Genomic DNA, 13,685 nt, shown 5'->3' on the forward strand with positions numbered 1-13,685 from the left:
AAGCCCATGAGATGTTCAGATTGGCAGACCGAAGGCCCACCCCTTCAGACTGTTTGTTTCGGGTTCAGCCCCAGTGTCTTGATCCTGCGCTGCAGGGTGCGCAGATTGAGCCCCAGTGCCTCAGCCGCTTTGCCTCGGTGCCAGCGGCACCTTTCCAGGGCTTTGAGGATCATCGTCCCTTCGAACTGGCGGGTGGCTTCTTCCAGAGTCAGTGTTTCGGAAACAGGCAGAAGAAAATCTTCCATCCTGCCGAGGCTGTCGACTACAGATTCGCCGAAAGCGGCATAGCGGTCCAGAAAGTTCTGCAGTTCACGGACATTGCCGGGCCAGTCGTAATGCGCCATGGCCAGACGCGTGGTTCTGCTCAGCCTGAGATCAATGCCGTTGCGGCTGCGCCAGGCATCCACGAGCAGGGGAATGTCTTCCTTGCGCTCGCGCAGTGCCGGGATGTCGATGGTCAGGACATTGATGCGGTAGTAGAAGTCAGCCCGGGCCTTGTTCTCCCTGACAAGCATCGCGAGATCCCTGTTGGTGGCTGCAATCAGGCGGAAGGAGGACTTCCTGGTCGTATTGCTGCCCAGGGGCCGGTAGCTCTTGGTTTCTAAAACTCTCAGGAATTTGACCTGCTGGCGCAGGGGCAGCTCGCCGATCTCGTCCAGGAAAAGGGTGCCGTGGTCAGCGGCAGCGAAAAAGCCATCCTTTGGAGCGGTGGCGCCGGTAAAGGCGCCTCGGGCATAGCCGAAAAACTCGCTCTCCAGCAGATTCTCGGGAATGGCCCCACAGTTGACCGGCACGTAGGCGCCCTTGCGGCCGCTGTAGTTGTGGATGGCACGAGCCACGAGGTCCTTGCCGCAGCCCGTTTCCCCATAGATGATCACGTTGGCGTCCATTTCAGCCGCCTTGAGAATCAGGTTATAGACCCGGCGCATGCCCTCGCTTTTGCCCACGATATCACCCAGACCGTCTGTGCGCTCCAGATCCATCTTGAGCTGGCGGTTCTCCTCCTGCAGGGCCAGCTCCTGGAATTTCTGTTCGCTCACGTCCATCATCAGCCCCTCCAGGTACAGGGGCAAGCCGCCGTCGTCATAGACCGCCTCGCCCTGATCCCAAACCCATTTAAGCCGCCCGCTGGGCAGCAGCAGCCGGTACATGACCTCATAGGGTTCATGCGCGACAACTTTGTCGTACAACAGGGGCCGCATACGCTGCAAATCGGCTGGCAGGGTCATGCGTTCGATGGTGTTCCAGCGCTTGGCCACCATTTCCTCGGCCGGAATGCCCAAGAGGCTTTCGCTGCCCGCGCTGGCATACTCCAGGGTCAGTGCAAAATTCTCCTCGATTTTACAACGATACACCAAACCAGGCAGCCGGTTGAGCAGCTTGTCCAGTCTGATTTGAAGCCGCCTGTCTTCCCGTTCGTCCTGAACAGCATCCATGGTGTTCTCCTCGTCTTGGCTCATGCCCCGCCGCTCCACCTTTGTTCCTTTCTTTTTTACGACTATCTGTCATGGAATGCGACAGGAATGTCGCTTTTTTTACAAGTGAATTTCATTGTCTGATCTGGCGGCAGCCCGCAGCATGAGCAGGGACAGCTTGCTGTGAGGGTTCAGAAGGCATCGGCCGTCATAGAGCTTCAGGAAATTCTGGAGCTTTGGTATAGATTGTGCATTTCATAGGATGACGTTTTCGGTGGCATAACGAGCCCCGTCTCTTTTTGAGGCCGTTCGGCCGGCCATGACCCTGTAACCTCCAAAAGGAGCAGCTACATGTCGCAGGAACTTTCCGTCTCTCTGGAACGCCACGGGGCGATCATTGATCTGGATATGGCAGGCGCGGCGCTGGGCCGTGTACATATTGACAACGGGGCCCTGCCCGAAGAGGAACGTGCCGGGACCGCCAAAAAACTGCTGGGCGCATCGGTGCTCTACTGCTACACGGCCGCCTTGGACAAGGCGCTCGACGCCCGCGGCGCCAGATACGAAAGAATCGGGGCCCGCGCCACTGTCAGGACTGGAGCCGACGACAAGGGCCGGGGCCGTATCATGGGGATCACACTGGATGTCACCGTACATATGGATGCGGAATACGAGGATGTCTTCGAGCGCGTCAGCAAAGTCATGCGGAATGGCTGCCTGGTGTCAGCCTCGCTGGATGCGGCCTTCCCGGTAACCTATAACCTCAAACTGGAATGTCCGGATGACTAGGAGAAGGCCATGCGGATCACCATCATCGGCGGCGGCCCGGGGGGATATACTGCGGCCTTTGCCGCAGCGCAGAAGGGTTGCAAGGTCACACTCGTTGAGAATCAGGCGCTGGGCGGAACCTGCCTCAACCGGGGCTGTATTCCCACCAAGACCCTGCGGGCCAGCGCCGATGCTCTGATGCTGGCCCGCAGACTGGCCGAATACGGCGTGACAGGCTGTGTGAGGCCGGCCATTGATCTGGAGGCCGTGCGCAGGCGCAAGGAGCAAGTGCGCGAACTATTGCACGGCGGACTGGAAAAGGCCTGTGCCCGCTTCAGGATCACGCGGCTCCAAGGCACGGCACAGGTCATGGACGCGAAGCAGGTGCTCGTGCACGGCGCTGATGGGGACCACAGGGCGGCAGGCGAGGCCGTTATCATTGCCACCGGTTCTCGCGGGCTGGAACTGCCGGGCCTGACCTTTGACCACAAGTTCGTGCTCAGCAGCGACGAGGCTCTGAAACTGGAGCGCATCCCCGCCCGTCTGCTCATCGTGGGAGGAGGCGTGGTGGGCTGCGAACTGGCCTCAGTATATCGCGCCTTCGGCAGCGAGGTATGCATCGTGGAAGGCCAGGACCGTCTCCTACCCCTGCCTTCGGTGGATGGGGAAATCAGCGCACTGCTCGCGCGCGAGATGCGCAAGCAGAAGATCAGGCAGATGACCGGGAAAACACTGAAGGACGTGCGCATCGGCCAAGGTCACGTGCAGGCGACGGCAACGCTCTCGCCTTTTGCTGTCGATCCTTCGCCCGATGCCGTAAAGGACGAGCCTCTTGAAGCCGATATGGTGCTGGTCACAGTCGGCCGCCAGCCGGCAACAGAGGGACTGGGCCTGGCTGCGGCCGGTATTGGAGTGGACAGGCGCGGCTGGATTACGGTGAACGACCGGCTGGAAACCTCTGTGCCTGGCATCTATGCGATTGGCGACGTCTTGGGGCCGGCGCACATCATGCTGGCTCATGTGGCGGCCGCGGAGGGGCTCTGCGTGGTGGACAACCTGACCGGAAGCAGCCGGCCCATGCGCTACGATGTCGTTCCGTCGGCGGTTTTCACTGCGCCTGAGATCGGAGAAGTGGGGCTTGCCGAAAGTCAGGCCCGGGCCGCATATCCGCATGTGGTCTGTGGAACCTTCCAGACCAGAGAACTGGGCAAAGCCCAGGCCATGGGCGAATTGCCCGGATTTTTCAAGCTGGTGGCCGATGCCGACAGCGGCCGCCTGCTCGGCGCACACTGCGCCGGCGCCCATGCCTCGGACATAATCGCCGAGGCAGCGCTTGCCCTGCGCATGGAGGCGACAGTCCAGGACGTGGCGGACACCATTCATGCACACCCCACGCTGGCAGAGGGGTTTTACGAAGCGGCACGCATCACGCTGGCCGCGCTGACTGACAACGCAAAGAGCCAAGGAGACTGCAATGAAGGCGCTCGACGAACTGAATCTGCCCACTGAACTGCGCTATACCAGGGAGCATGTCTGGATTCGTCCCGATGGGGATGTCTGGCTGGTCGGCATCAGTGACTATGCCCAGGACCAACTTGGCGAGGTGGCCTTTGTGGATCTGACGGCCGTGGACAGACATTTGGCCGCCGGCGAGGAATTCGGCAGCGTGGAGTCCGTAAAGTCGGTCAACGCCCTGTACATGCCAGTGGCCGGGACGGTGCTTGAAAAGAACCCCGCCCTGGAAGACAACCCCACATTGGTCAACGTGAGTTGCTACGGGGAGGGCTGGCTGATACGCATCAAGGCGGACGATATGGCCCATCTTGGCGCCCTTTTTGACGCCGAGGCGTACAGAGAGCAGCTCCGATAAACAACAGTCAAAATCCGGGAGGATTCCACCATGAACCAGGCAACCGTGATTGAGAAGATTCGTGTAGAGGACCTGTCCCGGAAAAGAACCCAGGAGATTCCGGAGGGGCCCACCGAGAGGCACCAGCTCCTGAAAATGAACTACCTGCGGCAACGGCCCACGATCAGCATCCATCGGGCCAGGGCCATCACCGAGATCGCCCGGGCCAATCCCGGTCTGCCTCGCATTGAGCTCAGGGCCAAGGCCTTCCGGCGCTGCTGCGAGACTGCGCCCTTGGTTATCCAGGATCATGAGCTGATTGTCGGCGCACCCAACGGCGCTCCCCGGGCCGGGGCCTTTTCCCCCGACATCTCGTGGCGCTGGCTCCGGGACGAGCTGGACACCATTGGGAACCGGCCCCAGGATCCTTTCTTCGTTGCCGAGGAAGACAAGAAAATTCTCAGGGAAGAAATCTTCCCCTACTGGCAAGGCAGGTCGGTGGACGAATACTGCGAGGCCCAGTACCGGGAAGCGGGTGTCTGGGAGCTCTCCGGCGAATCCTTTGTCTCCGACTGTTCCTATCATGCCCTGAACGGCGGTGGCGACTCCAACCCCGGCTATGACGTCATCCTGATGAAAAAGGGCATGCTGGACATCCAGAAGGAGGCGAAGAGGCGTCTGGCCGCGCTTGACTACGCCCGGCCGGAAGACCTCGACAGAATCTATTTCTACAAGTCGGTCATCGACACCGCCGAGGGCGTGATTGTCTATGCCCGCCGTCTGGCCCGCCACGCCAGACAGCTCGCCGCCAGGGAAAGCGACCCGAAGCGCAAGGCGGAACTCAAGCGGATCGCCGAAGTCAATGCCCGGGTTCCGGCGCACGCGCCGACCACCTTCAGGGAAGCCATCCAGGCCGTCTGGACCATCGAATCCCTCCTGGTAGTGGAAGAGAACCAGACCGGCATGTCGATCGGCCGCGTGGACCAGTACATGTATCCCTTCTACAAGGCCGATATCGAAGCTGGCCGCCTGACCCCTTACGAGGCCTTTGATCTGGCGGGTTGCATGCTCATCAAGATGAGCGAGATGATGTGGATCACCTCCGAGGGGAGTTCAAAGTTCTTCGCGGGTTACCAGCCCTTCGTGAACATGTGCGTGGGCGGTTTGACTAGGGAAGGCCGGGACGCCACCAACGAGCTGACCTGCCTGCTCATGGACGCCGTGCGCCACGTGAAAATCTACCAGCCCTCTCTGGCGGCGCGCGTGCACAACAAGTCTCCCCGCAGGTACCTGGAGAAAATAGTTGACGTCGTTCGTGCGGGCATGGGCTTTCCGGCGGTGCATTTCGACGACACGCACGTCAAGATGATGCTGGCCAAGGGCGCCAGCATGGAAGACGCGCGCGACTACTGCCTCATGGGCTGCGTCGAGCCACAGAAGTCCGGCCGCCTGTATCAGTGGACATCCACCGCCTACACCCAGTGGCCCATCGCCATTGAGCTGGCGCTGAACCGGGGTGTACCCCTGTGGTACGGCAAACAGGTCTGCCCGGACATGGGGCCGCTGGAGAAATTTGACACCTGGGAAAAATTCGAACATGCCGTCAAGGAAGAGATCAGATACATTACCCGTCTGACCGGCACAGCCACGGTCATTTCCCAGCGTGTACACCGGGAACTCGCTCCCAAACCGCTCATGTCCGTTATGTACGAGGGCTGCATGGAACAGGGGCGGGACGTATCGGCCGGCGGGGCTATGTACAACTTCGGCCCCGGTGTCGTCTGGAGCGGTCTTGCGACCTACACGGATTCCATGGCTGCCATTAAGAAGCTGGTCTACGACGACAGGAAGTATACGCTTGAAGAACTGAACACGGCGCTCAGAGCTAACTTCGAAGGCTACGGCAAGGTGCGCAAGGATTGTCTGGAAGCTCCGAAATACGGCAATGATGACGACTATGCCGACAGCATTGCCGCCGACATCATCGAGTTTACGGAAGTGGAGCACCGCAAGATCCGTACACTCTACTCCACACTCAGCCACGGCACGCTTTCCATCTCCAACAATACGCCCTTTGGCAAACTGACCGGCGCTTCTGCCAACGGCCGTCAGGCCTGGTTGCCCCTCTCCGACGGCATCAGTCCGTCCCAAGGGGCCGATTACAAAGGTCCCACCGCCATCATCAAGAGCGTCTCCAAGATGAGCTGCGACAACATGAATATCGGTTTGGTGCACAACTTCAAGCTCATGGCGGGTCTGCTGGAGACGCCCGAGGGCAGGAACGGGCTCATCTCGCTCATCCGTACAGCGAGCATCCTCGGTAATGGCGAGATGCAGTTCAACTATCTCGACAACGAGACCCTGCTTGAGGCGCAGAAGCGCCCCGGTGACTACCGGGACCTCGTCGTCCGCGTTGCCGGTTATTCCGCCTTTTTCGTGGAACTGTGCGAGGATGTGCAAAACGAGATCATCAGCCGCACAATGCTGAATCACTTCTGACAGCTTGATCCGAATGGGCTCCCCGGAGATTCCGGGGAGCCCAGGAATCCGCATATGCCTGCACAAACGACAGCCCGTATTTTCAACATTCAGAGGTACAGCATCTACGACGGGCCCGGCGTGCGGTCACTGGTCTTTTTCCAGGGCTGCCCGCTGCAGTGTCTTTGGTGCTCCAATCCCGAAGGGCAGAGTTCCCAGACGAAGCTGCTCTACAGATCGAGCCGCTGCGTCCATTGCGGTTTGTGCGTGAACGCCTGCCCGGAAGGGCTGCATGCCCCCGTTGGCTCGCCAGCGCGGCACGCCGTGGCACACCAGGGATGCACAGGCTGCGGCGCCTGCGTGCGGGCATGTCCGGAACAGGCGCTCGCCCTGAGCGGCGAAGAGAAAACGCTTGACGACATTCTGGATATCGTCCTAACGGATCGGGATTTTTACGAAACATCTGACGGCGGGCTGACCCTGGGCGGCGGTGAACCCCTGCTGCAGTGGCAGGCCGCTGCGGTCCTGCTCAGGGCCTGTCGCGCGGAAGGCATCAATACCGCCATGGAGACCTCAGGCCATGCTGCCCCGGATATTGTCCGGCAGCTCGCTCCCCACGTCGACCTGTTCCTGTATGATCTCAAGCATATGGAACCAGCGCAGCACAAAAAGCTAACCGGTGTCGACAATGCCCTCATTCTGGCCAATCTGTCTTGGCTTTTGAATAATGACTGCAAGGTGCGGGTGCGCATGCCACTCGTCAATGGCTGCAATACGAATATGGACGAGATGCGGGCCCGGGTCGCCTTCCTTGAGCCCTGGAAGGAAACGCCCAATTTTCTTGGAGTGGATCTCCTGCCCTATCATCGGATGGGGGTGGGCAAGTATGTGCAGCTCGGCATGGCATACACGCTGGACGCAGGCGCTGTGGTGAGCGAAAGGGATCTGACGGCCATTCAGGCGCTTTTCCGCGATGCCGGCATGAACGTGGCGATCATCCGGCACTAGGGAGCGAAATCCGATGGCAAAGTACTGGATTTTCCTCTTTGCCGGCATTCTGTGTGAGGTCCTGGGCACAACGGGCATGCGGGCGCTGGTCTTCAGTCATCCCATGAGCAGCCAGGCATCGGCGACCATTGGCATCGTCATTTCCTACTTCTGCGTTTCCCGGGCTGTGGAAAAAATTCCAATGGGGCTTGCCTACGCCATCTGGTCCGGGCTGGGAACCGGGGGCGTATCTTTCCTGAGTTTTCTGCTCTTCGGCGAGGCCATGCCGCCGCTTAAGATATTCGGCCTCCTTTGTGTGGTTGTCGGCATGATCGTCATCAATTTGGACAAAACGGCCCGCAGCGATGGGTGAGCATGCGCTCTTCAGCTCCGGGATGCTGGGTGCTTTTCTCTGGCTCATGGGCGCCGTGGCTACGGACATGGTCGCCATCTATGCACTGGTGCGCTGCCAGGGTTTCCGCCAGTCCTTCTGGACCTGCCTGTCCATTGCCATGATCTTCCTTTCTTTCATGTGCATGCGGCGGGTGGTACTGGTTATTCCATTGGGTGTGGCCTATGCCCTGTGGTGCGTGTTCGGCATCTTCGGCACAATCATCATGGGTCTGGTCGCATTCAGGCAGAGGCTCTCCGGGCAAAGCCTTATCGGCATCGTTCTGCTGACAACAGGCATCATCTGTATGGCCCTTTCCTGAAATACCGATAACGCAAGGCGTGCCGCTTCACTAACCATATGCAATACCTGCGTCTGTTTTCTCTTGACCCAACATACAATCTCGCAGTGGAAGAGCAGCTGTTCGCTACTCTGCCTCCAGAGCACCCCGGGATCTTTATGCTCTGGCAGAACGCGCCTTCTGTCATTGTGGGCCGCTACCAGTGCACGGCTGAAGAGGTGAACGCCGTGGTTGTCGCCCGTGAACATATTCCGGTCGTCCGGCGTATCACTGGCGGCGGGGCAGTCTACCACGATCTGGGCAATCTGAACTTTTCGTTTCTCGCCAATTCGCATGGCACTGCCCGGGTGAATTTTCAACAATATCTCAAACCCATAGTGGTGGCCCTGGCAGAGCTGGGCGTACAGGCTGCCATCAGCGGCCGCAATGATCTTGAGGTGGATGGGAAGAAAATTTCCGGCAGTGGTCAATTGGTCTGCGGTTCCAGGATCCTGCACCACGGCACTTTGCTGATCAATGTGGATCGCGCCCGCTTGGACGAGGTGTTGACGGTGGCACCGGAAAAAATCCACTCCCGGGGTATTCAGTCGGTGCGCATGCGGGTTGGCGGCATCGCCGATTACTGGCACCCCGGGAGCACGCTGGATATGCTGATTGAGGCACTGCGGAGGCACTGCACCGACGACGATGCCGCGGGGCTGACTCCCATGGAACTGGCTGGCGCTGAGCAGCTCGCGGCTGGAAAATACCGGCAGTGGCATTGGAATTACGGCGCATCACCCCCCTATACCAGGGAACAAAAGCGCCGTTTCCCTTGGGGAACGGTGTGTCTGCGGCTGGATGTGCAACAGGGTGTCATTCGTTCCTGCCGTATTTTCGGTGACTTTTTCTCCATGAGAGACATTGCGGAACTGGAGGCCTTATTCGCGGGATGTCGCCATGAAAGGCAAAGTCTGCGGCAAAGACTCCAAACAGTGTCTTGGGAGGAGTACTTTGTTGGCAGCGAAGCAGCAAGTATGCTGCACTTTTTCGGGTGCTGAAAAATAAGAGCCATCTATAACGAGTCATAATGTTGTTCCGGATCATCGTGGCTGCCAATGGCTTGAGCCCAATAGAGGAAAGGTCCGTCTTTTCATAGCCTGGTATCATAGCCTGGTATCGGCCAGGAAAAGCGCCTGAACCATGAATGCGCCCCTTCGACATCCTACCGGCGCCTTTTCCCAAAGCGCCGCGCCCCGCTGCCAGGGGCCATTTTCACCAGGCGGGGCACAAAGCGGGCCAGAATGTCCACCAAATCCGCCTGTCCGGCCATGACCGCATTGATGTCCTTGTACGCCTGCGGGGCCTCGTCCAGGCCGCCGGAGAGCAGTTCCACGCCGTGCTCGCGCAGGTAGCGAGCCACCTCTTCCGGCCGGATGCACCTGAATGCGGCAGTGCGGCTCATCAGGCGGCCCGCACCGTGGGAACAGGAGGAAAGCGCGGCCTCGTTGCCCCGGCCCTGGATCACAAAGCCGGGCGTGCCCATGGAGCCGGGCACCACGCCCTGCACGCCCGCACCCGCAGGTGTCGCGCCCTTGCGGTGCACAATCACCTGTTCGCCGCTGTGTTCCTCTTTCCAGGCGAAATTGTGGTGGTTTTCCACGTGGGTCAGCTCCGCTGCGCCCAGATGCGCCAAAATGTGGCGGTGAATCAGCTCGTGATTGGCCGAGGCATAGCGGCCCATCAGCTCCATTGCGGCCCAATACGCCTGCCCGGGCTCGCCCGCCAAATCCAGCCAGGCCAGATGGCGCAGGTTTTCCGGCAGGGACGGATGCAGACGCACGGCAAGCTGGCTGTAATGCGTCGCCACCGCCTCGCCCGCGCCCCGGCTGCCGGAATGGCTCAGGAGCGCCAGATAGCGTCCGGGCTCCAGGTGCACGCCGCCGATGGTGGCTGCCTCACCAAGCTGCAATTCGCCAAATTCCGCAAAATGATTGCCGCCACCGCTGGAACCAAGCTGTTTCCAGGCCTTGTCTTTCTGCACGCCCGTGGGCTCGAGCATGCCCCAATCCTCGTCCATGACCGCGTGCTGCCGCCGCGCTGCGCCGGTAAAACCCGCGCCCACGCCAAAACTGGTCTCGGTCTCCAGCGCCTCCACCAGCGCCTCGCGCCGGGTTTGCAGGCTGGCAACCGGCCAATCCAAAACGCTCAGCCGCATCCGGCAGGCAATGTCCACACCCACGGCAAAGGGGATGACCGCGCTGCGTACCGCAAGCACCCCGCCAATCGGCAGGCCGTAGCCGGCGTGGGCGTCCGGCATGAGTGCCCCGCGCACCGCAACCGGCAGGGCGCAGGCGTTTTTCATCTGCTGGATGGCCTCTGCCTCCACATGCACCTGACCCCACTGCTGCCAGGGTGCGGGGCTGTCGCGGGGCGTATAGGCCGCGCCCCTGCCGTCGGGCCAGAGCGCCGCCAGGACCTCCGCCACCTCGCCCAGGACCGGATCGGCCGTCATGCCGGCCGGATCGAGGCACAGCCGCCGGATGGCCGCCCGCATTGCCCCCTCGTCCGCACCGTGAGAGAGCGCCACATGTACCGCCTTCATCGCCAGCGGCAGAACCCGTTTGTCCCTGGGCAGGCCCAAGGCCTGCAAATCCTGAGCATTCAGCATGATTTTCCTCCAATGACAGGCCCCAGGCCCTTGCCCCTGCCGGTTGTTGGGCCTCGCTGTGCCGGCCGGCAAACAGTGCAATCACCTGCAGGTCAGCCCGGGCCTGCTGGCTCTGGTGTCGTCGTTCGCAGCCATTTCACCTGCTTGCCGGGCGGTTTCAGGTCTTCCTGCCATCATAAATCCGGGGCAATGCCAAAGCAAAGGCTTTCAGTCAATGAAAAGAAATGGCTGCAGGGCAGTGTTGCCGCCCGGCGGCTTTGCCTCTTTCCATTTTTATACTACCTATTACAATGGCAGCGTGACTCCAGCAATCAGCACATCAGGTCGGGGGCGTCCCCGGGCTTTTGACCGCAACGAGGCCCTGAAGGCGGCCCTGCGCGTCTTTTGGCAGCGCGGCTACGCGCCCGCATCGGTGGCGGAGCTGTGCAAGGCGATGGGCAGCAACGCGCCCTGCCTGTACGCCGCCTTTGGCAGCAAGGCCGGGCTGTTTCTGGAGGCGCTGCACTTCTACGAGAATTCGTACTGGGACGAACCGGCACAGCGCCTGCTGGCCGAGCCGAACCTGTTCCGGGCGCTCGTCAACTTTTTCACCGAGGCTGCCCATATCCTGCTTGGCCCGGACTCGCCCTGCGGCTGCATGGTGGTGCTGGCGGCAAGCAACGTGGGCGACGATGCCGCGCCTGTCATGGACGAGGTGCACAAGCTGCGTCTGGCCACCTGCAACCTGTTCGCGGAGCGCCTGCGCCGGGCCGTTCAGGATGGCCAGCTCGCGGCGGATTGCGATATTGACGCGATTGCGGGCAAGCCGGAGCTGGAGGCGGCCCGCGAGCTGGGCGCGGCCATTGCGTAAAACCTTCACCCGAAAAGGAGCCATTGCATGGAAACGATTGATTTGAGCAGGGCAGGCAGCCTCACTTCTCCGAACCCGGTTACGCTGGTGTGCAGCACCAAGGCGGACGGCAGCGCCAACCTGGCCACGGTTTCCTGATGGACGATTCTGTCCTTCAACCCGGAAATGCTGGGCTTTGCCATGGCCAGGACTTCGTTCACCGGCGAGACCGTGCGCCGCACGGGCAGGGTCGTGATCACCGTGCCGGGAGCGGCGCTGGCACGGGCCACAATGGGTTGCGGCATGACCACGGGCCGCGACACGGACAAGGCCGCGAAGTTCGGGATCGAGCTTGCGGAGGCGCCGGGCTGCGGCATCAAAATCCCGGTCCACAGCCGCCTGGCGATGGTCTGCACGCTCAAGGAGTGCCACGAGGTGGGCGACCATATTTTCCACGTCTGCACCGTGGACAAGACGCTGGCGAACGAGAACGAGGAAGCGCTGTTCGCCTGGAAAGGCTACGCCGTGCTGAAGCCCGCAAAAGAGGCCTGATGCCGCTCTGGGCGACGCAAAAGAAGCGCAGGGCCCAGAGCCGCAAGTGCCCCGGGGATGCTCGCGCAGGCGCTGCGCGGCCGGATTGAGCGCCATGTGCGCCATGCGGCCTCTGTCTCGGACAGGAGGAAAACCCGAGTCCGGCCAGGCCGGTCTGGGCGACAATGCCGGGGCGGATGCTGAAACGGCGCGCGAAGCGATGCTGCGGATCAATGGCAGCCGCCTGCCGGGTTTGAGCGGGATTTTGCCACCACCCGGCGCGACAAGGGCCAGGCGCTGCACACGCTGGTCGTGAAGGCCCGGTGTTCATCCGCACGCCGCAAGGCCGGAAAGCGGCGCGCCTCCACGATGCCACCATGCCGCTGACCGGGACGGGCCAGGCCCTTGCGCTGGCCGCGGCTCGCCGGATATGCAAGTCACCCCAACAGGAAACCATCATGCTGGAACGTTTCACCGAGCCCGCCTACCGTGCCCCCTGCCACGCAAACGACCTGCTCCTGCGCATCACCCAGGGCTGCACCTGGAACCGTTGCCACTTCTGCAATATGTCCAGGGAGCACCAGTTCCTTTCGGTAACGAGCGAGGAGCTGGAGGAGCAGTTGCGCTATTTTGCCGATGCGTATCCCCGGAACACGCCCATCTGGTTTGTCGGGGCCAATCCGCTGGTGCTACCCACGGCAACACTGCTTGCGCATATCGCCCTGGTACGGCGCTATTTTCCGGACTTCGCCGCCATCACCCTGCAGACCCGGGTGGCGGACGTGCTGCACAAAACGCTCTCCGACCTACAGCGGCTCAGGGCCGCCGGTCTGTCCGAGATTTTTCTGGGCGTGGAAAGCGGCGATGACGAGACGCTCCGCTTCATCAACAAGGGCCAGAGCGCCGCGCAGGCACTGGCAGCCATGCGCAAGCTGAACGAGGCGGAAATTGCGCTGGCGCCCATGTACATTATTGGCGGCGGGGGCAAGGGCACGGCGGAGCGCAACGCCATCAGGACAGCGGAACTGCTGAACCAGGTGCGCTGCAAAATCATCTCCACCACGGGCCTGACCGTGTTTCCCGGCGCGCCCTTCTGGGCGATGCGGGAGCGCGGCGAACTCACGGAAATGCCCGAATATGAGAAGGTGCAGGAACTGCTGGCCTTTGTGGAGCACTACACCGGGGAGAGCTTCCTCTATTGCCTGCACTACCTGAACCCGCTCCACTTCACCGCGAGCCTGCCCAGGGACAAGGCAGAGATTGTGGAAAACCTGCGCTGTTTTCTGCGCGAACACACACCAGAAGAGGTGGAAGAACTGGTGAACCGCCAGGAAAAGGCCTCCATTTGACGGCCCGGGCGACCAAAAAGGGGCTAACCAGCAGCCCGTTGAAAACTGAAAATCTGCGGCAAGGGTCCTGGCCGGTTGCCGCTTCTTCATGCTCAATATCAAGCATCCGCCCGACGTCTGAAGCTGCCAACCCGCCG

14 protein-coding genes are annotated in these 13,685 nt (G+C 61.2%); 12 read left to right on the forward strand and 2 right to left on the reverse strand.

The genetic code is table 11. The annotated features are described in order from the left end of the window. Positions 1 to 44: 44 nt before the first annotated feature. Positions 45 to 1,460, reverse strand: coding sequence for a sigma-54 interaction domain-containing protein (locus CAY53_RS01525; protein WP_219842697.1), 1,416 nt, complete (start codon positions 1,458 to 1,460; stop codon positions 45 to 47). Between the two features lie 306 nt (positions 1,461 to 1,766). On the opposite strand from CAY53_RS01525, the gene CAY53_RS01530 reads away from it, so the two are divergent. Genes CAY53_RS01530 through lplA form a run of 8 tightly spaced genes read left to right on the forward strand, consistent with a single transcriptional unit; the run spans position 1,767 to position 9,229 of the window. Further along, positions 1,767 to 2,204, forward strand: coding sequence for an OsmC family protein (locus CAY53_RS01530; protein ID WP_104935649.1), 438 nt, complete (start codon positions 1,767 to 1,769; stop codon positions 2,202 to 2,204). A 9-nt stretch (positions 2,205 to 2,213) separates the two neighbouring features. Continuing rightward, entirely contained in the window at positions 2,214 to 3,692 is a 1,479-nt protein-coding gene (gene lpdA, locus CAY53_RS01535; protein ID WP_104935650.1) for a dihydrolipoyl dehydrogenase, read from the forward strand. Next, positions 3,676 to 4,053 carry a glycine cleavage system protein GcvH gene (gene gcvH / locus CAY53_RS01540; RefSeq protein WP_104937387.1) on the forward strand — a complete coding sequence of 126 codons (378 nt, stop codon included), beginning with the start codon at positions 3,676 to 3,678 and terminating at the stop codon, positions 4,051 to 4,053. The genes lpdA and gcvH overlap by 17 nt, the downstream gene beginning before the upstream one ends. Positions 4,054 to 4,083: 30 nt before the next feature. Continuing rightward, on the forward strand, positions 4,084 to 6,531 hold the full coding sequence (cutC, locus tag CAY53_RS01545; protein WP_104935651.1) for a choline trimethylamine-lyase: 2,448 nt from the start codon (positions 4,084 to 4,086) through the stop codon (positions 6,529 to 6,531). Positions 6,532 to 6,585: 54 nt separating this feature from the next. After that, entirely contained in the window at positions 6,586 to 7,518 is a 933-nt protein-coding gene (gene cutD / locus CAY53_RS01550) for a choline TMA-lyase-activating enzyme (RefSeq protein WP_104935652.1), read from the forward strand. A gap of 13 nt (positions 7,519 to 7,531) precedes the next feature. Further along, entirely contained in the window at positions 7,532 to 7,870 is a 339-nt protein-coding gene (locus CAY53_RS01555; protein WP_017865962.1) for a DMT family transporter, read from the forward strand. After that, positions 7,863 to 8,210, forward strand: coding sequence for a DMT family transporter (locus tag CAY53_RS01560; protein ID WP_104935653.1), 348 nt, complete (start codon positions 7,863 to 7,865; stop codon positions 8,208 to 8,210). The genes CAY53_RS01555 and CAY53_RS01560 overlap by 8 nt, the downstream gene beginning before the upstream one ends. 38 nt (positions 8,211 to 8,248) lie before the next feature. Continuing rightward, entirely contained in the window at positions 8,249 to 9,229 is a 981-nt protein-coding gene (gene lplA, locus CAY53_RS01565) for a lipoate--protein ligase (protein ID WP_104935654.1), read from the forward strand. 164 nt (positions 9,230 to 9,393) lie between these two features. Here lplA and CAY53_RS01570 read toward each other — a convergent pair whose 3' ends face one another. After that, a complete protein-coding gene (locus CAY53_RS01570) occupies positions 9,394 to 10,839 on the reverse strand; it encodes an RtcB family protein (protein ID WP_104935655.1) in 1,446 nt (481 codons plus the stop codon). Positions 10,840 to 11,137: 298 nt separating this feature from the next. Between CAY53_RS01570 and CAY53_RS01575 the strand changes: the two genes are divergently transcribed. The 4 genes from CAY53_RS01575 to CAY53_RS01585 all read left to right on the forward strand — a co-directional run bounded on the left by CAY53_RS01575 (position 11,138) and on the right by CAY53_RS01585 (position 13,548). Next, on the forward strand, positions 11,138 to 11,689 hold the full coding sequence (locus tag CAY53_RS01575; RefSeq protein WP_219842700.1) for a TetR/AcrR family transcriptional regulator: 552 nt from the start codon (positions 11,138 to 11,140) through the stop codon (positions 11,687 to 11,689). A gap of 147 nt (positions 11,690 to 11,836) precedes the next feature. Further along, a complete protein-coding gene (locus tag CAY53_RS01580) occupies positions 11,837 to 12,220 on the forward strand; it encodes a flavin reductase family protein (protein WP_281261058.1) in 384 nt (127 codons plus the stop codon). Positions 12,221 to 12,314: 94 nt separating this feature from the next. Next, positions 12,315 to 12,515 carry a hypothetical protein gene (locus CAY53_RS12410; protein ID WP_181040357.1) on the forward strand — a complete coding sequence of 67 codons (201 nt, stop codon included), beginning with the start codon at positions 12,315 to 12,317 and terminating at the stop codon, positions 12,513 to 12,515. A gap of 7 nt (positions 12,516 to 12,522) precedes the next feature. After that, the gene (locus CAY53_RS01585; RefSeq protein ID WP_104935656.1) at positions 12,523 to 13,548 is read left to right on the forward strand and encodes a radical SAM protein; all 1,026 of its coding nucleotides are present in this window, start codon (positions 12,523 to 12,525) and stop codon (positions 13,546 to 13,548) included. Positions 13,549 to 13,685: the final 137 nt, after the last annotated feature.

It is taken from the genome of Desulfobulbus oralis, from assembly GCF_002952055.1.
In the GTDB taxonomy this organism is placed as follows: Bacteria; Desulfobacterota; Desulfobulbia; order Desulfobulbales; family Desulfobulbaceae; genus Desulfobulbus; species Desulfobulbus oralis.